We start from the raw sequence: 22,477 nt of genomic DNA, 5'->3' as shown, positions 1-22,477 counted from the left end.
GTGGTCGGGCGATCAGGTCAGGTCGGCGTTGAGGCGGGCGAGGAGGCGACCGAGGTCGGCCAGGTCGGTGGGATTCCAGCGTTCCAGGATCGCTCTGAACTCGGTCTGGCGCTGGGCGCGCATGGCGCCGAAGCTGTCGGCGCCGGTGGCGGTCAGCCGGAGCAGACGGGCGCGGCCGTCGTCAGGGTCGCCGACGCGTTCGATCAGGCCGAGGTTCTCCAGCTGGGTGATGCCCCGGCTGACGGTGGACTTGTCCAGGCCGAGCGCCTGGGCGACGTCGGACGCCCGTACGCCGGCCCGACCGCCGGACGTGCCGAGCTCGATCTGGGAGATCAGTGCGTAGCCGGCCGCGTCCATGTCCGGGTGCACCCGGCGCGCCAGCCGCAGCGACGCCGACCGGGAGCGCCGGAACAGCGCCGACAACTCCTGTTCGATGTCCGCGAGCATGCGCTCGCTCTGCTCGGTCCGCGGCGACTGGACGACCTCGTTCACCGGACCACGATCCCGGCGTCGCGCAGCGCCTTCTTGACGTCGGCGATCCGGAAGTCGCCGAAGTGGAACACGCTCGCGGCCAGTACGGCGTCCGCGCCGGCCTCGACCGCGGGTGGGAAGTGCTCCGGCGCTCCCGCTCCCCCGCTGGCGATCAGCGGGACGTCGACCACCTCGCGCACCGCCCGGATCAGCTCCAGGTCGAAGCCCTGTTTGGTGCCGTCGGCATCCATCGAGTTCAGCAGGATCTCCCCCGCACCCAGCTCGGCACCGCGCCTGGCCCACTCGATCGCGTCCACACCGGCCGACTTGCGGCCACCGTGCGTGGTCACCTCGAACCCGCTCGGCTGGTCCGCGGCCCGGCGTACGTCGAGTGACAGCACCAGCACCTGGTTGCCGAACCGGTGGGCGATCTCGCGGATCACCTCAGGACGGGCGATCGCGCCGGTGTTGATCCCGACCTTGTCCGCGCCGGCCCGCAGCAGCCGGTCCACGTCTGCCGCCTCGCGGACACCGCCGCCGACGGTGAGCGGGATGAACACCTGCTCGGCAGTCCGCCCGACCACGTCGTACGTCGTCTCCCGCGACCCCGAGGACGCGGTGATGTCGAGGAACGTCAGCTCGTCGGCGCCCTCCGCGTCGTACACCTTGGCCATCTCGACCGGGTCCCCCGCGTCGCGCAGATCGGTGAAGTTGACCCCTTTCACCACCCGCCCGCCATCCACGTCCAAACAGGGGATCACCCGCACGGCAAGAGTCACGCCGAAAGGGTACCGGCCGCAGAACAATCTAGTTGCATTGCAACTAGATGCCCTGAAACTATCTTCGGATGAAAACCACACTGCTTGCCGCACTCGTTCTCGCCACCGCCACCGTCGCGCCCGCCTCGGCGACCGCGCATCCGCCGGACGGCCCCTGGTCGGCGGCGTGGACCAGCGCGATGCAGCGCCCCGCCACCGACGGCTCCAACTGGTCCACTGCCGGCTTCGATCACCAGACCATCCGGCAGACGATCCGGCTCAGCACCGGCGGTCGCAGCCTGCGGATCCGCCTGTCCAACCAGTACGGGACGCAGCCGCTGAGGGTGACCGGGATGACGGTGGCCCAGGCCCAGGGGCGCCACACCGTGACCTTCGGCGGCTCGCGCTACACCACCGTCGCCACCGGCCGAACCGCGACCTCGGATCCGGTGAAGCTCGCGACCGACCCCGGCGAGCAACTCGTCATCTCCTTGTACGTCGGCGGCGCCACCGGACCCGCGACGCTCCACGAGGACGGGCTCACCACCACCTCCGCGGTCGCCGGCGACCATCTCGACGACGAGGTGGCTGGCACCGAGACCAGCCACTCCGTGTACTACCTGACTGGTGTCGACGTGACCGGCGCGACGGGCACGGTCGTGGCGTACGGCGACTCGATCACCAACGGGCACAACTCCACGGCCGGCGCCGACCGCCGGTACTCCGACGATCTGGCCCGCCGAGTCGGGAAGACCGGGCTCGCGGTTGCCAACGCCGGCATCACCGGGAACCTCCTGCTCAGCGAGTTGCCGTGCTTCGGCTCGGTCGGCGTGACCAGGTTCGAGCGCGACGCGTTGGGCAGCCAGGTGTCCGCACGGTCATCGTGGAGGAAGGCGAGAACGACATCTGGGACAGTGAGGACAACTTCGGTTGCGGCATCACGCCCAAGGTCACCGCGGAGCAGCTCATCGCCGGCTATCGCAGCATGATCGCGGCGGCCCACGCCCGTGGGGTGCGGATCGTCGGTGGGACCATCACGCCGTTCAAGGCCGACTACATGCAACCGGACCAGTTCGCCCGGGCAGAGGCGATCCGCGACCAGGTCAACCACTGGATCCGGACATCAGGCGAGTACGACGCGGTGGCCGACTTCGCCCGGGCGGTCGCGGATCCGGCGGACCCACAGAGGATCAACCCGGCGTACGACTCCGGCGACCATCTGCATCCCGACGACGCCGGGTACGAGGCGCTGGCGGTGGTTGCGTCCGAGGCACTGCCCGGACGCAACCAGCGGTGACTACTTCCAGGCGCGGCGCTTGGAACCGGCCGGCTTGATCGGGGCGGTGGACTCCCAGACCCGGCGCCAGCGGGCGGCGTCGGGGCCGGACTGGGACGGGGACGCGCCGGCGGCCACGCGGCGGCGCGCCTCGTACCAGGTGGTCGACTCCTCGTCGAGGAGGGCCGAGACCGCCGCGGAGATCTTCGGCGCGAACTCGCGGGCGCTCTCCCCCTCCGCCGGGCTCAGCGGATCGCCGTACCGGACCGCGACCGAGGGACGGCCGGGCACCGGCCAGCCCCGGCCGCGCGGCATCGCGGCGAACGAGCCCTTGATGCCGACCGGGACCACCGGCACGCCGTGCTCGACGGCCAGGTACGCCGCGCCCATCCGGAACCGCTCCATCCAGCCGTCCGGCGACCGGGTGCCTTCGGGGAAGACGACCACGTTCCAGCCGTCCGCGAGCAGGTCGCCGGGGGTCGCGCTGAGCTTGCCGCCGCGGCGCTCGATCGGGAACGTGTTGAACACGATCGCCGACGCGGTCGCCCGCCACCAGGTGTCGAAGAAGTAGTCCGCCGCGGCGGCCACCGCGGTCTTGCGGCGCATGCCGTCCGGCAAGGTGCACAGCAGCAGCGGGGTGTCCAGGTGGGACGAGTGGTTCGCCACGATCAGCGCGGGACCGTTGAGCTTGAGCAGCGAGTCGAGACCGCTCACCTGCGGGTTCACCTCGAACCGCAGGACCGAGTTCAGCGCGCCCTTCTGCAGCACCTCGCGGACCGCGATCGCCGCCGGCGTCCGGGCCCACTTGGTCGGGAAGACCGAGGTCTCCTTCGGGATCACGTACGGCTCGGCCGACCGCGGCACCTGCGGCCGCCGGCCCCACCGCCACCCGCGCGCGACCTGCTTCACGTCGCGCGCGGTGTCGCGGCCGAACTTCACCAGGCTGGTCCCCATCAGCGCACGTCCGCGAGCAGGTGCGGCGGGTTGTGCAGGTAGGTGATCGAGGGCGACCGGCCGACCGAGTGGCTGACCATCTCCAGCGCGTCCTGCAGCGTCGAGGCCGACCGGAAGCCCATCCGCTCGACCGTCTTACGGTTCGCGCCGACCCAGACGATGTCACCGCAGTGGTCCAGGGCGTGGGAGATCCAGTACCACATGTAGAACGGGTGCACGCCGTGGTACGCGTAGGACGTGCGGTACAGGTGGATGTACCACGGGTCCTCGGCGTACTGCTTCTCGAACTTGGCCTCGATCGTGGCCGGGTCGGTCGACTCCGACAGCACCTCTTCGAAGAAGTCGACGTACGACGGGTGATGCAACTGGCTGAACTCGTAGTCGACCGGGTGGTACAGGATCACCGCGCCGTCCTTGCGGACGATCGGGTTGCCCCGGTAGGAGTTGAAGTAGTAGCCCAGCCCCATGCACGCGGCCAGGATCGGGTTCATCACCGAGTTCACGTTGTACGGACCGATGAACGGCACGCCCATGATCGCGACGTCGGACTGGCCCTGCACCTCGACCAGGTGCTGGCGGTGCACGTTGTCCAGCGTCTTGTCGTGCACCGGCTCGATCTTGCCGGCGTGGATCCCGGTCAGGCCGTAGTTCGACCGGACGTCGGTGAAGATCTTGTGCCGCAGCTTGGCCGGTGCGGCCGCGAGCGCGCGCTTGGTGCCGAGCATCGAGGCCTGGTCCTTGATCGACCACTCCCACTCGCGCTTCTGCAGGAACTCCAGCGGGCCGCCGAAGATGTCGTTGTTCAGCGACGTCTCGATCTGGAAGACCTTGACGTGCTGGGTCAGGATCTCGCCCATCCGCCAGGCCGAGTGGTGCATCTTCGAGGCCTTGTGGTCCATGAAGGACCGCGAGTGGATCATCGTGTGGCTGTTGTGGTGGTGCTTCAGCGACTTGTACGACGCCAGGCCGATCGAGGTCGACTTGTGGCCGCCGTCCATCGCCACCAGGTTCACGTTCACGTAGACGAGCAGGTCGGACTCGGCCGCCCGCTTGGAGATCTCCACGTCCTCGCCGTGCTTGGTCTGACCCAGGTGGGTCAGGTTCGCGGTGTCCTCGGCGTCGAAGTTGTAGAGCTTGCCGTCGGGGAAGAAGGACCGGAACACCCGCTCGCCGACGATGTCGCGCAGCTCGTTCGGGGTCAGCCGGCGGTGCAGCGCGTTCGCCGAGATCAGCTCGACGTCGTCCACCCCGGCGGCCGCGGCCAGCTCGAGCACCGCCTCGATGATGCGCTGCCGGATGTCCGGCTTCTTCATCGGCGGCAGCGGGATCGAGATGTCGTCGAACGCGATCGTCAGGCGCATGCCGGCGAACAGCAGCTCGGGCAGCGGCTCGGACTCCAGCGGGTTGAGCAGCGCGTTCTGGATCGCCTCGTCCACGTCCCGCACCGGGGGCAGCGCCTCCGGCGGGTACACCACCCGGGTACCGAGCGGGAAGCGCTCCAGCAGGAATCCCTCACCGTTGTGGACGAGCAGGGGCGGAGTCCGGTCGTCCACCTCAAGCACAAACCCTGGCCGAGACATGTCAGAACCTCTCTCGTACGTCGTGCAGCGCTGTCACGGCCCTCATGAGGCCCTCACATCGAAAGCAACCTTGACCGTGCCGAGTCGGCCGGCCGAATGCGCGTGGTCGATCGCCTCGCGCCAGCGGTAGAGCGGGTAGCGCGCGCCGACGACACCGTCCAGCGGAGCCTTGGCGGCCAGCTCCAGCGCGGTCTCGAAGGCAGGCTGGCCGTTCGGCTCCTCCCGCGCGGACGCGTAGGTGCCGGCCAGCTCCAGCTCACGGAACCACACCGGCGACAGGTCCGCGCCGGTCGACGGCATGCCGGACAGCACCACCCGGCCGCCGGCCTTGGTCACCCGGAGCACGGTGTCGATCGAGTCCTTGCTGCCGACCGCGTCCACGGCGATGTCCACACCGCCGAGCAGGAACTCCTTGGCCATCTCCGGCTTCAACCGGAACGCACCGGTCGAGCGCCGTACGCCGCGGAAGACCTCGTCGGGCGCGACCACGTCGCTGGCACCGAACGCCCGGGCCAGCTCACGCTGCTTGGCGTGCTTGGCGACGACCGTGATCCGGCCGGCCTGCGTGAGCTCGCGGAGGGCGAGGGTTGCGAACAGACCGACCGCACCTGCGCCACTCACCAAGACCGACTGGCCCGGCTCGACCTTGGACCTCAGCGCCGTGTGCACGGCACAGGCCAGCGGCTCGACCAGCACTGCGCGCTCGTTGGTGAGGGTCTCGGGTACGGCGTACAGCTGGCTGCGGTGCGCGATCATCACGTTGCCCCAACCACCGCCGGTGTCCTGGCAGAAGCCGGTCTGAAGACCGGGCGCCACATGGCCGACGGTGATCCGGTCGCACCGGTTGGTGTTGCCGGAAGCGCAGCCCTGGCAGGGCTCGACACCGCGGGCCGCACAGGTCAGGACGCTGTCCATCACCACCCGGGTGCCCTTCGGCAGGTCCTCGCAGTCGTCGAGCAGTTCGCCGACGATCTCGTGACCGGGGACGAACGGCATCGACACCATGGCGGAGAAGTACAGCTTGGTGGATCCGGTCACCATGCCGAGGTCGGAGCCGCAGATGCCGGACAGGATCGGGCGGATCCGCGCCCAGCCCTCCCGCTCGGCCTTCGGCTCGTTGATGGTGACGAGCCGCAGCGGCGCGGCCGGACCGGTCAGGATGCCGGGGATGCGGCCGCCGACCGCCTTGGCCGCCAGGTACTTGGCCGGCGACCGGTACATCTCGAGAGCGAGCATCATCAGGCGTTCACCCCAGGCAACTCCAGTCGGGACGAGGTGGACGGGGTCTTCCAATCGACGATCTGCCAGCGCGCGGCCCGGGCAGCCCGGAACAGCGACACGTCCGGCGAGACCGCGACCGGATTGCCGACCACCGACAGCATCGGCAGGTCCGAGTGGCTGTCGGCGTAGGCGTAGGACTTGGACAGGTCGATGTTCGTACCGCGGGCGCGGTGCTTGAGCCACGCCGCCCGGGACTCACCGACCAGCGGCGGTCCGGACAGGAAGCCGGTGCAGCGGCCGCGGTCGTCGACGGCCAGTTCGGCCGCGACGATCTCGTCGAACAGCGGCTCGAGCGGCCGGGTCAGTGGCCGCACCGCACCGGTGATCAGGATCGTCTTGTGCCCGGCCGCGCGGTGCTCGCGGATCCGCCGTACCGCGGCGCCGCTGAGCCGCTCGAGGACGTGCTCGGCGAGGACCTCGTCGACGATGCGGTTCAGTTCCTCCAGATCCGCGCCCTCGTAGCGGCGGTAGATCGTGCGCAGGAAGGTACCGCGGTCCTTGCGTTCGGCCGAGATCAGCTTCGGCAGCCGGCGCAGCATCGCGCCGATCTCACCGACCCGCTGGTGGCTGTCCAGCTCGGGCAGCCGCATCCACAGGTAGGTCTCGATCACGTTCGACGACAGCAGCGTGCCGTCCATGTCGAACGCGGCGACGACCTCGGTGTCCTGCGAAGGCTCGACCTTCTTCAGTACGCCGGCCGACTCCAGCAGCGCCTTGTTCCGCTTCTTCCGTACGACGTCCAGCCGGCGCATCGACTCGGTGACGCTCGGGCAGTGCAGCTCCTGCAGGTAGTACTGCCAGTCCACGATCGAGGTGTCGCACCAGAACTTCTCCCGGTCGTCACCCTCGAGCGCGTTGTGCAGCGCCAGCACGTTGTCGTCGACGAACTGCAGCTCGGCCTGCGCGTACTCGGAGTACAGATCCATGTAGCGGCGGAGGAAGTCGAGCCGGCGCTTCTGCACGTCCAGCTCCCGCGCGTACTTGCGGACCCGTTCGCTCCTCGGCACGGTCGTGATGATCTTGTCGGCGATCTTGTGGGCCTTCTCGCCGTACCGGAGCATGCTCTCGACCGAGTCGCCGCCGGGGAACTTCCACACCGGGAGCCGGACCGCGCCCCGCTCACCGAGGTCGAACGGGTGCTTGGAGAAGTACGCGCGGACGCCGGCGTACAGCTGCTCGAAGGTCAACGGGTTCCGGGCGCCGGAGCTGACGTGGTAGTACTCCGGCTTGTTCAGCTCGGGCTCGGTCGCCATCACCGCGCAGATCGCGCCGACCACGTGGTCGACCGGGATGATCTCGACGACGGAGTCAGGGCTGGCCGGGAACTCCGGCAGCTCCCCGCGGCCGTAGGCCAGGATCAGCGGCTCGGCCATCTTGAAGCCCTCGATCCAGCCCGGGTGCGGGCTCTGCACCGCGGACTCGATGATGGCCGGCCGGACGATCGAGGTCGGCAGCTTGCCCGAGAACTCCTCGACCACACGCTCGCCGAGGGCCTTGGTGAACGTGTAGCAGTCGGTCCAGCCGAGACTGCGGGCGCGCTCGGTGCCGGTCTCGACCAGCTTCTTCGCGACCCACTCGGTCCGGCGGCGCTCGGTGTCCGCCGCGGCGGTCAGGTGGCCGGCCCGGCGGTGCAGCTTCTCGGCGTCCTTGCGGAACTTGGCCAGCATCGGCGCGGACCGGGACTGCTCCTCGATCCGGGCCTTCATCGCCATCCCGGCCTCGGCCTCGCTCCGCCAGTCGACACTGTGATCGACCGGCGCCTCGGGGATCGCACCCCGGCGACGGCCGGCGGTGTAGGCCGTGGAGATGTGCACGTAGTGGACCGGCTGCCCGGTCTCGACGATCCGCTCGAGCAGGCTCTTGGTGCCGAGCACGTTGGTGGTGAACGCCTCGTGGATCGGCGGGTCGAAGCTGACGTCGCCGGCGCAGTGCACGACGATGTCGAGATCCTTCGGCAGTTCCGGTACGTCGGACAGGTCGCCGTCGATCACCTGGATCCGGGCACTGCTCAGTGCCTCGGCGTCGGCGTACTCGGTGCCCTCGCCGTAGAACGGCTTGAAGATGTCCTTCTTCAGCAGTTGCGCCATCCGGTCGGTGCCGTTGAGCGACCCCTTCGGGCGGATGATCGCGACCACGGTCGTCCCGGGCAGGTCGCCGATGATCCGGTGCAGCAGCGCCTCACCGACGAATCCGGTGACGCCGGTGACCAGGACCTTCTTGTCCTTGAGCTTGTCGGCCAGACTCACTGGTCGCCTCCACGCGTGAGTTCGAGTGCCTCGGTCAGGGTGAACGCACCGGCGTACAGGGCCTTGCCCACGATCACGCCCTCGACGCCGTCGGCGACCAGCGTGCTCAGCGCCTTCAGGTCGTCGAGGCTGGAGACACCGCCGGAGGCGATGATCGGCTTCGCGGTGCGCGCGCACAGGTCGCGGTACAGGTCCAGGTTCGGCCCCTGGAGCATGCCGTCCTTGGTGACGTCGGTGACCACGTAGCGCTCGCAGCCGGCTGCTTCCAGCCGCTCGAGCACCTCGTACAGGTCGCCGCCTTCTTTGGTCCAGCCGCGGGCCGCCAGGGTCCGGCCGCGTACGTCGAGCCCGATCGCGACCCGGTCGCCGTACTGCTGGATGATCCGGTCGCACCACACCGGGTCCTCGAGCGCGGCGGTGCCGATGTTGACCCGGCGAGCGCCGGTCGCCAGCGCGGCCTCGAGTGAGTCGTCGTCCCGGATCCCGCCCGACAGTTCGACCTGAACGTCGAGCTTGCCGGTCACGTCGGCGAGCAGTTCACGGTTGCTGCCCCGGCCGAACGCGGCGTCGAGGTCGACGAGGTGGATCCACTCCGCTCCGGCGTCCTGCCAGGCCATCGCGGCCGCCAGCGGATCGCCGTACGAGGTCTCACTTCCGGCCTCTCCCTGCACCAGCCGGACAGCCTGACCGTCTGCCACATCCACGGCAGGCAGCAGCACCAGGTTCTCAGACATGGCCCACACCCTAGATGGCGTTAGTTCGAGTTTCGTAACCCGCTGCCCCGCTGAGTCGTTTAATTCCGATCTGTCGCAGCAATACCAGTCTACCTACTGGTTTCATCGCTCTAGGGTGGCTGAATGGTCACGCTGGAGGAACTCGAAACCGATCCGCATCCGGCGCTCGCGGAGCTGCGGCCGGTGGGATGGGTCGATGCTCTGGACAGCTGGGTCGTCGCGAGCCGCGACCTCGCACTGACCGTTCTGCGCGATCCCGACACCTTCACGGTCGACGATCCGCGCTTCTCCACTGCGCAGGTGGTCGGGCCTTCGATGCTGTCCCTGGACGGGGCTGCGCACAAGCTGCACCGGGATCCGTTCGAGTCGCCGTTCGGTCTCGCGGAGACCCGCCGACGGTTCACCGCAGTCGTGCAACAGACCGTGGATGAGTTGGTCGGTGCTCTTGAGCCGCCGTCGTCGGATCTGCGCCGTACCGTGGCCGGTCCGTTGTCCGTGGCGGTGGTGGCCTACTCGCTCGGCCTGCCGCCTGCCTCCGCCTCGACGGTGCTGGACTGGTACGCCGCGATCTCCGACTCGGTCACCGGCGTCTCGGCCGGGCGGCCGGTGACTCCGGAGGGTGCCGAGGCGTTCGCCCGGCTGCACGCACACGTTGCCTCAGGCATCGAGTCGACGGACTCCCTGATCGCGGCCGCGGCCCGCGCGGGGCTGGGGGTCGACGACGTGGTCGCGAACGCGGCGGTGCTGATGTTCGGCGGGATCGAGACCACCGAGGGCATGATCACCAACGCGCTCTGGCACCTGCTCAACCACCGGGACCAGCTCGAGCTGGTTCTCGCCGACCCGTCCCTGCTGCCCAACGCGATGGAGGAGTCCCTGCGCCTCGAACCGGCGGCCGCCGTCGTCGACCGCTATGCGACGCGTGATGTGGAACTGGCCGGCGCGACCATCCGCCGCGGCGACTTCGTGACCGTGTCCCTGGCCGGTGCCGGCCGCGACCCAGCCGTCTTCCCCTCCCCCGACGACTTCGACGTACGCCGTCCCAACGCCCGCCGCCACCTCGCGTTCGCCAGCGGCCCGCACATCTGCCTGGGCATGCACCTCACCCGGCTGGAGACCCTGGCCGCGGTCGACGCCGTACTGCGCCTGCCCGGCCTGCGAATCGCGCCGGGCTCTCCCCCGCCGCGCGGTCTCGTCTTCCGGAAGCCGTCCGCCCTCAACGTCCTTTGGGACGCGTGAACCGGCTCATCGTGCTCGCCCAGACACGGACCGGGAGCAGGCGGGCGATCTTCATCAGGATCGCCATCGGCACCGGGAAGACGATCTCCGCGCGGCCCTGCTCCAAGCCGTCGCAGATCGACCGGGCGGCCTCGTCCGCGTCGATGATGAAGGGCATCGGGAACGCGTTCGTCTCGGTCAGCTCGGTCCGGACGAACCCCGGACAGACGGTGACCACGTCGACGCCGGAACCGGCGACCGCGATCCGCAAAGCCTCCAGCAGGTTGATCTGCGCCGCCTTGGTGGCGCCGTAGGCCTCGGCTCCGGCCAGGCCGCGGTAGCCGGCCACCGACGCCAGCCCGACGATCGCGCCCCGCCTGCGCTCGAGCATCCGCGGCAGTATTGCGCCGAGGACGTTGTTCAGGCCGAGCAGGTTGACCTCGATGTGCCGGGCGAAGAGATCCCGGTCCCAGGCTGTGGCATCCATCTGCTCCCAAGTCCCCGCGCTGAACACGACCAGGTCCGGCGCACCGATGTCGTCGGCGACCCGTCCAGCCGCCTCGTCGACAGCCTCCCGATCGGTCACATCGAGCGGTACGACGGCCATCCGCCCGCCGGCGACGGACTCCAGCCGATCGGCCCGCCGGGCCGAGATCGCCACCCGGGCGCCCCGGTCGGCCAGCTCGGCGGCCAGAGCGGCACCGATCCCACTGGATGCGCCGACCACCCAGACGGTCTTGCCGGCGAGGGCGCTCATCGCGAGCTCCGGGCCAGCTGCAACTGACCGACATCGAGGTAGCCGGACGCGAAGCCCGCCTCGCTGTAGGCCAGGTACAACTCCCACATCCGGCGGAAGTTCTCGTCGAAGCCGAGCGTCCGGATCAGCGGCCACTGCTCGTCGAACCGTCGCCGCCAGCGCCGCAACGTCTCCGCATAGTGCAGGCCGAACCGGTCGTCGGCGACGATCCGCAGCCCGGTGGCAGCCAGGCTCTCCTCGATCGCTTGCCGGGACGGGATCAGTCCACCCGGGAAGATGTACTTCTGGATCCAGCTGAACGAGTTCCGGGTCGCCAGCATCCGGTCGTGGTCCATCAGGATCGCCTGCAGCGCGATCCTCCCGCCGGGCGCCAGCAGCCGGTCGAGCGTGCCGAAGTACGTCGGCCAGTACTCCGCACCTACCGCCTCGATCATCTCCACGCTGACGATCGCGTCGTACCTGCCCTGCACCGCCCGGTAGTCCTGCAGGCACAGCTCGACCCGGTCACCGAGACCGGCCTCGGCCACCCGGCGTTCCGCGAGTTCGAGCTGTTCGCCGGACAGCGTCACACCGGTGACGTGTGCGCCGCGGCGAGCGGCGGCGATCGCGAGAGCGCCCCAGCCCGTCCCGATCTCCAGCATCCGGGTGCCCTGGGTTACCCCAGCCAGGTCGAGGATCCGGTCGATCTTGCGCCGTTGCGCGTCCTCGAGACTCTGCTCGCCGTACGGCGGTGATCCGCCGAAGACCGCGCAGCTGTAGCTCATGGTCGGGTCGAGGAAGCTGGCGAAGAGGTCGTTGCTCAGGTCGTAGTGCGCCTGGACGTTGCTGCGTGCGCCGGACAGGGTGTTGCGCAGCCGGCCAGGGATCCGCTGGTCCACCAGCCGTCGCAGACTGGTCAGCGGACCGGGCAGCAAGGTTGTCACCCGGGCGGCGAACGGCGTCAGCAGCTCACCGAGATCGGTGCCCTCGGCAACAGTCCAGTCCCCGGCCATGTAGGCCTCACCCAGACCGATCTTCGGGTTGTGCCCGAGTCGGTCGAAGAAGGCCGCGGGCCGGACGATCCGCAGGGCCGGATCGTCCGGACCGCCGGCACCCCGGACGGCGCCGTCGGGGTAGAGAACCCGGACCGGCAGACCGGACAGGATCCGGTCCACCAGAGTCCGGGTGAGCCAGGCCCGGGGACGTAGCGGACCTGGCAGATCGTGGACCCGCGAGGTGGTGATCGAAGTCATCGGACTCCCTCCGGTGGATGGTGGACGGGTCGGGACACGACCGGCAGCCGTCGGAGCCACAGCCAGATCCCGTGCGCGCGAATCAAGACCGAGACACGCTGCGGCATCGCCGGCAGCCGGAGGGCCGCCCTCGCCACCGCCGCGGTCGTCGCCGGGCGGATCCGGCCGCCGAAACCGGCCTCGAAGACCGGCCGGTCCTGGCGATGCAGCGTGATCGAGATCGACAGCCGCTCCGGCGACACCGCGAACCGGAACGTGTAGTGACCGGAGACATCGTTGAACGGCGACACGTAGAACTCCTTGCCGACCTTCGCCGTACCGTCCGCCGCAGGCCGGAGCAGATAGGCATGTCGTTCGCCGTAGGTGTTGTGCACTTCGGTCACCACACACCGCGGCGAGCCGTCCGCGGCGAAGCACCAGAACACGGTGAGCGGGTTGAAGACGTACCCGAGGAACCTCGCGTTCGCCAGCATCACCACGCGATCGCCGGGTTCCAGGACGATGCCCTGCTGGCTCAGATAACGCCGGACAGCGGACTTGATCCCGGCCGATCCGCCGCCAAGATGGTCGCGCGCGTCGAACCCGGCCAGTGGCCGCAGCCAGGGCGGGTACTGCGGCAGGTGGTCCAGGTCCACGAGCCACAGGTACGCGCGGTGCCGGAACGCGTGCCGGATCGGGATCCGCCGGCTGTGCCGGACCTGTCCGACCACCAGTGCCGGCAACGTCGGGAGATCGCTGAGAGCTGTCACCACTCGACCCCGAACGCGGCAGCGGCCGCGACCCCCGAGCGGCAGCCATCCTCATGGAAGCCCCAGCCGTGGTACGCACCGGCGAAGGCGGTGCGGTCGGTGGACAAGGCAGGGAGCATGCTCTGTGCTGCGACCGCGGCCGGATCGTAGACCGGATGGCGGTAGTCCATCACCGCGAGTACTGCGGCCGGGTCGATCTGCTCGCGGGCGTTCAGCGTGACGAGGAACTGGGTGTCGCTGTCCAGACCTTGCAGGCGGTTCATCCAGTAGCTCACCACCGGAGGCCGATCGCCGGCGTCGCCCTCGGGGGTCAGGAAGTTCCACGCTGCCCGCGCTCGCGCCGCCCGCGGAAGCAACGAGGCATCGGTGTGGAGGACCGTCTCGTTGTGGGAGTAACCGAAGGCGGAGAGAACTTCCTTCTCCACCGGAGCCGCGTCGGACAGCAACTCCAGTGCCGTGTCCGCGTGGGTGGCGATGACGATCCGGTCGAAGGAGCTCGTCGTACCGTCGGCGTCCGTCAGTCGCACCTCGTCGGGTCCCCGGGTGATCGCCCGGATCGGCCTGCCCACCCGGATCCGGTCGAGCCGATCGGCGATCGCGTCCACATAGGTCCGCGAGCCGCCGACCACCGTCGACCACTGCGGCGAGCCCGCGAACGTCAACATTCCGTGCCGCTCGAGGAAGCGGAACAGGTAGCGGGCCGGATACTGCAGCGAGGTGAGGGCGCCCGTGGACCAGACACATGACACCAGCGGTACGGCGTACAGCCGGCGGAACTCTGCGGAGAAGCGCTCGGCGTCGAGGAACTCGCCGAAGCTGGTCAGGTCTGCTGGGCCGGTCGCGGCCAGGAACGCGGCAGCCCTCCGGTGGAATCGGCCGACCTGGCCGAGGACACCGAGGAACCGCGGGTCGGCGATCCGGCGGGGCTGGGCGAAGACCCCAGCGGCGCCACGACCACCGGCGTACTCGATGCCCGTCGTCCGATCGCTGATGCTCATGCTCATCTCGGTCGGGCGGGTCGCGATGCCGAGCTCGCCGAAGAGCCTGCGCAACAAGGGGTAGGTGCGGTCGTTGTGCACGATGAAGCCGGTGTCGATCGCCAGTGGGACGCCGGCGGCGTCGCTGACTGTCCGGGTGTTCGCGTGGCCGCCGAGTCGAGGCTCGGCCTCGAGCAGAGTGACGTCGTACGCCCGAGACAGCAGGTACGCCGCGGTCAGGCCGGACACGCCCGCGCCGACGACCGCGACCGTGCGGGTCATTGGCGGACCCGGGAGGCCGGGAAGGCGGCGGCGCACAACAGGCCCCATGCCCCGGCGATGCCAACCACTTTGGCGCGCGATCGCGGCGGTCCGGCGAGACCGAAACCAGCGACGTCGGTGAGGTCGCACGCGACCCGTGCGACGACCGCCGCCTGCAACGGCCGGCCGGCCGGCGCGACGAGCATGGCCGTGCCCGACAAGACGTCCCGGACCCCGATCACCGTGCCGAGCACTCGCCCGGATCGCTGGATCGGCTGCTCGTCGGCCAGGCCCGCGGCACGGACGAGCGACTCCGGGCGGACGGCCGTGTAGACGCCGTACCCGAGCGTGAGCAGTCCCAGGAGACGTGGCAGGAGCTGAACTCTCATCGGCGACCCTTCGTCCGAGTTTGTCTAAGGTATGTCTAAGGATCGTAGATGATCGAGCGGGCTCTGTCTAATGTCTGTCTAAGAGCTGTAGAGTCTCTGCCATGGATTCGGTACCGGGGTTGCTCCGGATCGGTGAGCTGAGCCGCCGGGTCGGCGTCAGCGATCATGTGCTGCGCGCGTGGGAGAACCGGTACGGCCTGCTCTCCCCGGTGCGGTCGGCCGGCGGCTTCCGGTTGTACTCCGAGCGCGACGAGCGCCGTGTCCGGCGGATGCAGGCGGAACTCGCCAAGGGTCTGTCCGCGGCACAGGCGGCCCGCGTGGCCCTGGCCGACGAGCTGCCTCCCGAAACAGGGCTGCCGGAACTGCGCGCGGTACCGGCGAACCCAGCGGCCATGGACGGCGCCGCGGGAGCGTTCGGTGCCGCCCTCGACGCCATGGACGAGCCCGGCGCCGACGGACCGCTGGACCAACTGCTGAACGAGTTCACGGTCGAGACCGTGCTCCGCGACGTCGTGATCCCCTACTTGCACGATCTGGGCGAACGCGTCGCCCGGGGCGAGGCCGGGATCGGCCAGGAGCACTTCGCGAGCCACGTGATCCGCGGCCGGCTCGCCGGGCTGGCCCGGGGTTGGGGCGGTGGACAAGGGCCGCTCGCCGTGCTGGCGTGCCCGCCGGACGAGCACCACGACCTGGCGCTGATGGTGTTCGGGATCGTGCTCGCCCGCAACGGCTGGCGGATCCGCTATCTCGGCGCCAACACCCCGATCACCGACCTGCTCCGGATCGCAGCCGACACCACGCCGGCCGAGATCGTTCTCGCCGCAGCCGTCCCGGAACGCCTGACACCGATCGTCGCAGAACTGCGCGAGCTCGCCTCAGCGGTGCCGGTCGCGCTGGCCGGCGCCGGAGCGAGTCAGGCCATCTCCGACGAGGTCGGGGCGCAACTGCTGGCGGGCGACCCGGTCACCGAGGCTGTGCGCCTGGCGCGATCTCAAGCTCCGTTGTGACTGATCATCGTGGACGTCTGAGGATCAGCATTGCGGCCGGGTGGACGGGCAGCCGGCGGTCGGGGTCCAGGTCCGCGTCGGCGGCGAGCCGGGCGAAGCCCTGGTCGAGTTCGTCCTCGGGGAGGTGTTCGAAGGTCGAGAAGGCGCGGTGGCTGAGGCGTTCGGCGGCCTCGCGGAACGTCCGCGGGTGCTCGGTGCTGACCCAGACCGGGGCGTCGGCGGCAAGGAGGTCGGCCGCGTGGGCGAGTGTTCTGCACTCGTCGACGGATCGGTACATGGCGGCGTCGACCTCGCGGGCGGACGGGAAGTAGTCGTACCAGAACAGGTCCGGCATCTGGTCGGAGAACTGGCTGCGCAGGAACGCCACTCCCCCGGGCTCGAGCACGCGGTGGACCTCGGTGAGCGCCTGCTGCTGGTCGCGGAAGTGGTGGAAGGACAGGAACATCAGCACCCCGTCAACCGATGCCTCAGGCAACGGAATGTCCTCCGCGCCGCCCTTGAGGTAGGTGACGGCCGGGTGGCCGGCCGTCTCCGCGGCGATCTCCCGCATCCGGTCCGACGGCTCCACGCCGTACACAGGCCCCTGGAAGACCTCGGCGAGACCTGGGGTGAGCCGGCCGGTCCCGCTGCCCAGGTCGAGGAACCTCAGCGGACGTTCCTCCGGCATGTACGCCGCGATGGCGGCGGTCCACCGCTGCACCTCCCCTGGTGACATCCCGCGTCCGGCGGTGTACACGCTGCTCAAACGACCGTCGTAGTCCACCATGGTTCGACCCTATGCCTTGCAGGGATCGCTGGTGCGGGACAGCGCCAGCGGCGCACAATGAGGCCATGACGGACCTGATGGCCGACCTCGACGCGGCCGAGACTCTCGTCGAGGTCGGCGACGTGGTCCGGCATGAGGCCCGGCGGCGCAGCGGCGCCCAGGGCGCGACCTTCGTACTGCGCGAGCAGGACCGCTGCTTCTATGCGGACGAGGACGCGATCGCGCCGCTGTGGAAGGGCCAGCGCTTCCCGATCACTTCCTGCGTCAGCGGCTGGGCGATGCTGCACGACGAGATCGCGATCGTCCCCGACATCGCCGTCGACGAACGCATCCCGCTGGAGGCGTACACACCGACGTTCGTCCGCAGCCTGGTGATGGTCCCGGTCGGTTCCCCGACCCCGGTGGCGGCGATCGGTGCCTACTGGTCGCGGCGCTACCACGCCTCACCGGACGAGATCGACGGCCTGCAGACCCTGGCCGACCACGCCGCGAAGGCGATCCATCGCATCGGCTTGGACGACGCTCCGTGGGCGCCGACGTTCAGCAAGCACTGACGCTGTCGTCAGCCGAGGAAGACGTCGTACGCCAGGCGCAGGATGAGCGCTGAGACGACGACCAGGAAGATCACGCGGACGAAGCGGCTGCCGCGGGCGACCGCGGTCCGGGCTCCGAGGAGGCCGCCGAGCATGTTCGCGGCGCCCATGATCAGGCCGAGTTGCCACAGCGGTGCGCCGTGCAGCGCGAAGATGATGATCGCGCCGAGGTTCGTGGCGACGTTCGCGATCTTGGCCTTGGCGCTGGCCTGGAGGAAGTTGTAGCCGAGGAGGCCGACCAGCGCGAAGATCAGGAACGACCCGGTGCCCGGCCCGACCGCGCCGTCGTAGAAGCCGACCAGTACGCCGACGCCGCTCGCGGCCAGGTAGTGGTCGCGGCCGTCGAAGCGCAACGCCGTCCGGGCACCGAGTGACGGCTTCATCGCGGTGTAGATGGCGACGCCGATCAGCAGCACCAGCACGATCGGCTTGAACCACGACATCGGGATCTTCGTCGCGACCAACGCTCCGGCCGCCGAACCCAGACCGGCCAGGACGGCGAGCGGCAGTACGGTCCGGCGATCGGGCCGCACCTTCACACCGAACGTCACCGCGCTGGTCGCCGTACCGCACAACGACGAGATCTTGTTGGTCGACAGGATCTGCGCTGGCGACGCGTTCGGCAGGCCGAGCAGCATCGCGGGCAGTTGCAGCAGGCCGCCGCCCCCGACCACGGCGTCGATCCAGCCGGCCGAGAAGGCCGCGGCAACCAGGAAGACCAGGGTCCACAACGAAACGTCAGGCACGGCGCCACCGCGGGCGGAAGAGCTTCACGGACCGATGATCAGGTAAGGGCGTTGTGCCGCTCAACCTTTACCGCGGGGAATGAGAGACAAACCACTGCGGCGGTGCCAGAGTAAGCGGATGGCGTCCTCGATCCTGCCGCCCGAAGGCGAAGCGCTCGCCACCGGCTGGGAGCCGGACCTCGCTCCCGCCGACTCGCTGGTCCGGCAGGCCGTGCTCGCGCACGCTTCGTGGGCGACCGACGCCGCTCGGCGAGCAGGCAAGCCCTGGTACGACGGCGACAGCTGGGCCGGAGGCATTCTCGGAGACAGCGGCCCGATGACGAACTGGGTCATCCAGAAGCAGCCGGTCGATCCGGCCGAGGTGATCCTCGATGCGGCCCGGCAGCTGCCGAACAACGTGCCGTATCTGTTCGTCAGCCCCTGGCCGACCCGCGACCTGCGCGAGCACGGCCTCGCCCTCGCGGGCCATCCGCCACTCATGGTCCACCTCCCGATGACCGAGGTCGTCCCGCCGACCACGGACATCGACATCCGCCAGGTCACCGACGCCGCCGGACTCGCGGAAGCCGAACGCGTGCTGATCGAGGGCTACCCCCTCCCCGAGCTGCAACCGTTCCAGGCCGGCCGCATGTACGACGCGTCGTTCCTCGAGGGATCCACGGTCTGGGTCGGGTACGACGGCGACGTACCGCTCGCGACGTCGACGGCACACAGCGCGGCCGGAGTCACGATCGTGGAGAACGTCGCGGTGATGCCGGCGGCCCGCGGTCGCGGCGCCGGTGCGGCCATCACGTGGGCCGCGACCAAGCACCACGACCAGCCCGCCGTACTGATCGCCTCCGACAACGGCCAGCCCGTCTACCAACGCCTCGGCTACCTGCGCCTCGAACGCTGGACGGTCTGGGTACGGCCGTGACCGGTCGGCGCGGGACAATGGCGGCGTGAAGTTCTTGCTGCTGATCCACAACAACCCCGAAGCACTGGACGGGCTCAGCCCCGAGAAGAGGCTCGAGCTGATCGGTGGTCGTGATTTCCTCCTCGACCAGGTGCGTGAACTGCGGGAGAACGGGGAACTGCTGACGGTCCTCGCCCTCGAGCCGCCGTCGGAGACCAAGTCCGTCAAGGTGACGGCGGGGACGCCGGTGATCTCGGACCGGCCGTTCCTGGAGACCAAGGAGTTCCTCGCCGGAGCGCTCATGGTCGAGTGCGCCTCGATGGACCGGGCGCTGGAGATCGCGGCCGGTATTCCGTTCGCGGCTCTGCTGCCGATCGAGGTCCGCCCGGTGCGGGAGCTCGACGACCAGGATCTCGCCGAGCTGTCCCGGGAGCGGTGAGCTCCACGCACGGCACCCCCGACGTGGACCTCGAGTCCGCGATCCGCGCCGGCGCACCGAAGGCACTGGCCGCGCTGCTGCGGCGCTACGGGACCTTCGACCAGTGCGAGGACGCCGTTCAGGAGGCGCTGCTGGAGGCGTTCGTCCAGTGGCGGGCGAACGGCGTACCGGAGAAACCGGTCGGATGGCTTGTCAGCGTCGCGACCCGCCGCCTGATGGACGGCTGGCGGCGGGACAACGCCCGGCGGCAGCGTGAGGTCAACGACCATCTCCGCACACCGGCGGTGGAGGAGGACCACGTCCCGGACACCGACGACACGCTGCGGCTGCTCGTCCTGTGCTGCCACCCGGCCTTGACGCCGGCGTCGCAGATCGCGCTGACGCTGCGGTCGGTCGGAGGCCTGACCACAGCCGAGGTGGCGGCTGCGCTACTGGTCGGCGAGACGATCGTGGCGCAGCGGATCAGCCGGGCCAAGCGGACGATCAAGGACTCCGGCGCCCGTTTCGAGCTGCCCAGCGAACAGGAGTACGACGAACGCCTAGGCGCCGTACTGCATGTGCTCTACCTGATCTTCAACGAGGGCCACACCGCGAGCGCCGGCGACGACCTGCAGCGGTTGGACCTGGCGGCAGAGGCACTCCGCATCACTCGCATGCTGCGCCGGGCCGCTCCCGGCGCAGATGAGGTGACTGGCCTGCTGGCGTTGATGATCCTCACGCATGCACGACGTGACGCCAGGACCGGTCCTGGAGGTGACCTCGTCCCGGCCGACCGGCAGGACCGCTCCCGCTGGCACGCCGACGAGATCGCCGAGGGCACCGCACTCGTCGAGGCGGCGCTGACCTCGGGACCCGTCGGCCCGTACCAGCTCGAGGCGGCGATCGCCGCCGTACACAGCGAAGCCGACTCCGTCGAGACCACCGACTGGGAGGAGATCGCCGGGTTGTACCGGATCCTGGCCGAGGTCGATCCGGGTCCGATGGTGACGCTCGGTTCCGCCGTCGCGGTGGCGATGACCGAGGGTCCGCAGGCGGGGATCGACCTCGTCGAAGGCCTCGCCGGCGACCGGTACCTCGGTGATCACCACCGCCGGTTGTCGGTGCTCGCGCATCTCCAGGAACTCGCCGGGCGGCCGGATCTGGCCCGTGAGCACTACCTGGCCGCGCTCGACCGCACCCGCAACACCGCGGAGCAGAACTACCTCCGCGAGCGCATCACCCGCCTCACCCCCTGAGCGCGCCGGCCGGAGGCACGGTCAGGACGGTCCGGAAGACATCAGCCGGATCGACCGCCTGCTTCAGCGCCGCGAGCCGGGCTCGATGCGGTCCCGGGTAGCAACGGTCGAGGTCGGCCGCCGTCGGGTCGGACAGGAAGTTCAGGTACGCGCCCTCCGGCAACAGCTCGCCCCAGAGCCCTTCGAATCCCTCGATCTGGGCTCCGTGGAGCTCAGTCGATCCGATCAGTACCGCGTTGACCATGAACCGCGCATTGCGATGAGCGAAGGCGGTGGCGTCGCCAGGGACCCTTCCAAACGCGCCGCCGAGCGCCCGGACCTCCACGGCCATCGCCGGCAGCCGCAGACGGGCGTCGGCCAACCGCTCGCCGAGGTCCGGCGACCACGCGTCGAACAGCCCGTTGCGGTTCCGCGGCGTCCAGCCCGGCGGCATCGCCTCGTCCGCCAGCACCTGCGCGTACGGCACCTCCGTCACTGTGTCGGTCAAAACGGTGCCGAGACTGCGCAACGGAGCCAGGATCTCCTCCCGTCCGGCCGCATCGCCGGCGACACACACCTTGATGGCGATCGGAGCCTGGCGATCCGCGACCATCGTCGGCGGCAACTGGATCGAGGACGTCAGCTCGTCCGGAGCGACGGCCATGTGCTCCGCCCAACCGGCCAGCACCTGGTCCGCCTGCGTCCACGGAAACAGCAGACTGCCGAAGAGCACCGTCGGCTGATGTACGGCGCTGACGTCGTACGACGTGACGACGCCGAGCCCCCCGGCCGCGCCGCGCAGGCCCCAGAACAGCTCCGGCTCGTCGGTCGCATCGACCCGGTGGACCGAACCGTCCGCGGTCACCACCTCGGCCGCCTGGACACTGTCGATGGCCAGGCCGTGCCGGCGTACCATCCAGCCGATGCCGCCACCGGCCATCAGCCCGCCGACTCCGACGCCGGCCGTGTCGCCGGACGAGATCGCGTGACCGGTCTTCGCGAGGAACGCGGCGACCGTGCCCCAGGTCGCGCCGGTGCCGACTCGGAACGTGGCTCGATCGCCAGGCCCGTCGGACACGAGCGTCACCTCGTCCAACGGCCTGACGTCGATCACCACACCGCCGTCGTTGGTGCCGAACCCGGCCATGTGGTGGCCGCCGCTCCGCACCGACACCGCGAGGTCGTTCGCTTCGGCGTACGCGAGTGCGGCCGCGACGTCGGCGGTGCCGGCGCACCGAACGACGACTGCCGGTCGCCCTTGTCTGGTGAGTGTGCGATTGGCTGTCTGGTAGCCGGTATCGCCTTCGGTCAGGACTTCGCCGGTCACCGCGGCCCGCAGGGTCTCGATCCCGCGCGTCACCCGCACCGCAGGAGTATTCGTCATCGTTCGCCCCTCGTGGATCACAGACGCCCCTCGTGGGCGTCTCCTCCAGGGATCGGAGCGAACCTTCGTTCCTCGACATCGATCAGCAAAGAATTTTCGGGCGGCTCTCAATTCTCGGAGCCGACGAGCCGCTGGTGGATCTCGTCGAGGTGGTGCCGTGCGTCGTCGTCCGCGGTCCAGTCGTTCAACGGACGGTCGCCGCGCCGCCGGGGCACGAGGTGGAAGTGCAGGTGGAAGACCTCCTGGCCCGCCGCTGCACCGTTGGCCTGGAGGACGCTCACGCCATCTGCGTTCACGCGGTTCACGAGAATCCGGGTGGTCGCTTGCAGAGCCGGGCCGACCGCGGCCACCGCATCGGGGGCGCCGTCGGCGCTCAGATCAGGAAGATGCCGGCGAGGGACAACGAGCGTGTGCCCGGCCCGTAGAGGCCGGATGTCCAGGAAGGCGCAGGCGTGCTCGTCCTGGTACACGAACCGCGCCGGCAGCCGACCGGCCACGATGCCGCAGAACACACACGACTCGTCCATGGATCCCCCAGGAAGAACGCCGG

The 22,477-nt window shown here is 69.7% G+C and carries 23 protein-coding genes; 7 read left to right on the top strand and 16 right to left on the bottom strand.

Features of this window, described 5'->3' with window-relative positions; genetic code table 11:
* Positions 1-12: 12 nt before the first annotated feature.
* Positions 13-492: a MarR family winged helix-turn-helix transcriptional regulator gene (locus ACGFH6_RS15680; RefSeq protein WP_393384175.1), complete on the bottom strand. Its 480-nt coding sequence runs from the start codon at positions 490-492 to the stop codon at positions 13-15.
* Positions 489-1,250 carry an imidazole glycerol phosphate synthase subunit HisF gene (gene hisF, locus ACGFH6_RS15675; protein WP_393384173.1) on the bottom strand — a complete coding sequence of 254 codons (762 nt, stop codon included), beginning with the start codon at positions 1,248-1,250 and terminating at the stop codon, positions 489-491. The genes ACGFH6_RS15680 and hisF overlap by 4 nt, the downstream gene beginning before the upstream one ends.
* Between hisF and ACGFH6_RS15670 the strand changes: the two genes are divergently transcribed.
* Entirely contained in the window at positions 1,177-2,526 is a 1,350-nt protein-coding gene (locus ACGFH6_RS15670) for a GDSL-type esterase/lipase family protein (protein WP_393384829.1), read from the top strand. The genes hisF and ACGFH6_RS15670 overlap by 74 nt on opposite strands.
* Here ACGFH6_RS15670 and ACGFH6_RS15665 read toward each other — a convergent pair whose 3' ends face one another.
* From ACGFH6_RS15665 to priA, 5 genes are read right to left on the bottom strand one after another with little or no spacing between them, the layout of a single operon-like run.
* Entirely contained in the window at positions 2,527-3,459 is a 933-nt protein-coding gene (locus ACGFH6_RS15665; RefSeq protein ID WP_393384170.1) for a lysophospholipid acyltransferase family protein, read from the bottom strand.
* Entirely contained in the window at positions 3,459-5,039 is a 1,581-nt protein-coding gene (locus tag ACGFH6_RS15660) for a lactate racemase domain-containing protein (protein ID WP_393384167.1), read from the bottom strand. The genes ACGFH6_RS15665 and ACGFH6_RS15660 overlap by 1 nt, the downstream gene beginning before the upstream one ends.
* Positions 5,040-5,081: 42 nt before the next feature.
* A complete protein-coding gene (locus ACGFH6_RS15655; protein WP_393384165.1) occupies positions 5,082-6,278 on the bottom strand; it encodes a zinc-binding dehydrogenase in 1,197 nt (398 codons plus the stop codon).
* A complete protein-coding gene (locus tag ACGFH6_RS15650) occupies positions 6,278-8,566 on the bottom strand; it encodes an HAD-IB family hydrolase (protein ID WP_393384163.1) in 2,289 nt (762 codons plus the stop codon). The genes ACGFH6_RS15655 and ACGFH6_RS15650 overlap by 1 nt, the downstream gene beginning before the upstream one ends.
* Complete coding sequence (gene priA / locus ACGFH6_RS15645; protein WP_393384161.1) at positions 8,563-9,300, bottom strand: bifunctional 1-(5-phosphoribosyl)-5-((5-phosphoribosylamino)methylideneamino)imidazole-4-carboxamide isomerase/phosphoribosylanthranilate isomerase PriA; 738 nt, start codon at positions 9,298-9,300, stop codon at positions 8,563-8,565. The genes ACGFH6_RS15650 and priA overlap by 4 nt, the downstream gene beginning before the upstream one ends.
* 123 nt (positions 9,301-9,423) lie before the next feature.
* Between priA and ACGFH6_RS15640 the strand changes: the two genes are divergently transcribed.
* Positions 9,424-10,539, top strand: coding sequence for a cytochrome P450 (locus tag ACGFH6_RS15640; RefSeq protein WP_393384159.1), 1,116 nt, complete (start codon positions 9,424-9,426; stop codon positions 10,537-10,539).
* Here the strand turns inward: ACGFH6_RS15640 and ACGFH6_RS15635 are convergent.
* Genes ACGFH6_RS15635 through ACGFH6_RS15615 form a run of 5 tightly spaced genes read right to left on the bottom strand, consistent with a single transcriptional unit; the run spans position 10,517 to position 14,883 of the window.
* The gene (locus ACGFH6_RS15635; RefSeq protein ID WP_393384157.1) at positions 10,517-11,275 is read right to left on the bottom strand and encodes an SDR family NAD(P)-dependent oxidoreductase; all 759 of its coding nucleotides are present in this window, start codon (positions 11,273-11,275) and stop codon (positions 10,517-10,519) included. The two genes, ACGFH6_RS15640 and ACGFH6_RS15635, sit on opposite strands and share 23 nt — an antisense overlap.
* Complete coding sequence (locus tag ACGFH6_RS15630) at positions 11,272-12,507, bottom strand: class I SAM-dependent methyltransferase (RefSeq protein WP_393384155.1); 1,236 nt, start codon at positions 12,505-12,507, stop codon at positions 11,272-11,274. Before ACGFH6_RS15630 ends, ACGFH6_RS15635 begins: the two co-directional genes overlap by 4 nt.
* Positions 12,504-13,256 (bottom strand): DUF1365 domain-containing protein, encoded by a 753-nt coding sequence (locus tag ACGFH6_RS15625; protein ID WP_393384153.1) that lies wholly within the window; start codon positions 13,254-13,256, stop codon positions 12,504-12,506. The genes ACGFH6_RS15630 and ACGFH6_RS15625 overlap by 4 nt, the downstream gene beginning before the upstream one ends.
* Complete coding sequence (locus tag ACGFH6_RS15620; RefSeq protein WP_393384151.1) at positions 13,253-14,515, bottom strand: NAD(P)/FAD-dependent oxidoreductase; 1,263 nt, start codon at positions 14,513-14,515, stop codon at positions 13,253-13,255. The genes ACGFH6_RS15625 and ACGFH6_RS15620 overlap by 4 nt, the downstream gene beginning before the upstream one ends.
* Positions 14,512-14,883: a hypothetical protein gene (locus ACGFH6_RS15615; RefSeq protein ID WP_393384148.1), complete on the bottom strand. Its 372-nt coding sequence runs from the start codon at positions 14,881-14,883 to the stop codon at positions 14,512-14,514. Before ACGFH6_RS15615 ends, ACGFH6_RS15620 begins: the two co-directional genes overlap by 4 nt.
* Positions 14,884-14,984: 101 nt before the next feature.
* Between ACGFH6_RS15615 and ACGFH6_RS15610 the strand changes: the two genes are divergently transcribed.
* Entirely contained in the window at positions 14,985-15,890 is a 906-nt protein-coding gene (locus ACGFH6_RS15610; protein WP_393384146.1) for a MerR family transcriptional regulator, read from the top strand.
* Positions 15,891-15,894: 4 nt separating this feature from the next.
* Here the strand turns inward: ACGFH6_RS15610 and ACGFH6_RS15605 are convergent, their stop codons facing one another.
* Positions 15,895-16,656, bottom strand: coding sequence for a class I SAM-dependent methyltransferase (locus ACGFH6_RS15605; RefSeq protein WP_393384144.1), 762 nt, complete (start codon positions 16,654-16,656; stop codon positions 15,895-15,897).
* A gap of 65 nt (positions 16,657-16,721) precedes the next feature.
* Between ACGFH6_RS15605 and ACGFH6_RS15600 the strand changes: the two genes are divergently transcribed.
* On the top strand, positions 16,722-17,210 hold the full coding sequence (locus tag ACGFH6_RS15600; RefSeq protein ID WP_393384142.1) for a GAF domain-containing protein: 489 nt from the start codon (positions 16,722-16,724) through the stop codon (positions 17,208-17,210).
* Between the two features lie 8 nt (positions 17,211-17,218).
* Here the strand turns inward: ACGFH6_RS15600 and ACGFH6_RS15595 are convergent, their stop codons facing one another.
* Positions 17,219-17,995, bottom strand: coding sequence for a sulfite exporter TauE/SafE family protein (locus tag ACGFH6_RS15595; RefSeq protein ID WP_393384140.1), 777 nt, complete (start codon positions 17,993-17,995; stop codon positions 17,219-17,221).
* Positions 17,996-18,113: 118 nt separating this feature from the next.
* Here ACGFH6_RS15595 and ACGFH6_RS15590 point away from each other — a divergent pair, with 118 nt between their 5' ends.
* Genes ACGFH6_RS15590 through ACGFH6_RS15580 form a run of 3 tightly spaced genes read left to right on the top strand, consistent with a single transcriptional unit; the run spans position 18,114 to position 20,564 of the window.
* Positions 18,114-18,911, top strand: a complete 798-nt coding sequence (locus ACGFH6_RS15590) for a GNAT family N-acetyltransferase (RefSeq protein ID WP_393384138.1) — start codon at positions 18,114-18,116, stop codon at positions 18,909-18,911.
* Positions 18,912-18,936: 25 nt separating this feature from the next.
* A complete protein-coding gene (locus ACGFH6_RS15585; RefSeq protein WP_393384136.1) occupies positions 18,937-19,329 on the top strand; it encodes a YciI family protein in 393 nt (130 codons plus the stop codon).
* Positions 19,326-20,564 (top strand): RNA polymerase sigma factor, encoded by a 1,239-nt coding sequence (locus ACGFH6_RS15580; protein ID WP_393384134.1) that lies wholly within the window; start codon positions 19,326-19,328, stop codon positions 20,562-20,564. Before ACGFH6_RS15585 ends, ACGFH6_RS15580 begins: the two co-directional genes overlap by 4 nt.
* Here the strand turns inward: ACGFH6_RS15580 and ACGFH6_RS15575 are convergent.
* Complete coding sequence (locus ACGFH6_RS15575) at positions 20,554-21,927, bottom strand: FAD-binding oxidoreductase (protein ID WP_393384132.1); 1,374 nt, start codon at positions 21,925-21,927, stop codon at positions 20,554-20,556. The genes ACGFH6_RS15580 and ACGFH6_RS15575 overlap by 11 nt on opposite strands.
* Before the next feature lie 107 nt (positions 21,928-22,034).
* The gene (locus ACGFH6_RS15570; RefSeq protein ID WP_393384130.1) at positions 22,035-22,454 is read right to left on the bottom strand and encodes an HIT family protein; all 420 of its coding nucleotides are present in this window, start codon (positions 22,452-22,454) and stop codon (positions 22,035-22,037) included.
* Between the last annotated feature and the right edge of the window lie 23 nt (positions 22,455-22,477).

It is taken from the genome of Kribbella sp. NPDC049227 (genome assembly GCF_043197265.1).
Lineage (GTDB): Bacteria > Actinomycetota > Actinomycetes > Propionibacteriales > Kribbellaceae > Kribbella.
The sequence above is the reverse complement of the archived record's forward strand: the minus strand, read 5'-3'. Positions and strand labels throughout refer to the sequence as shown.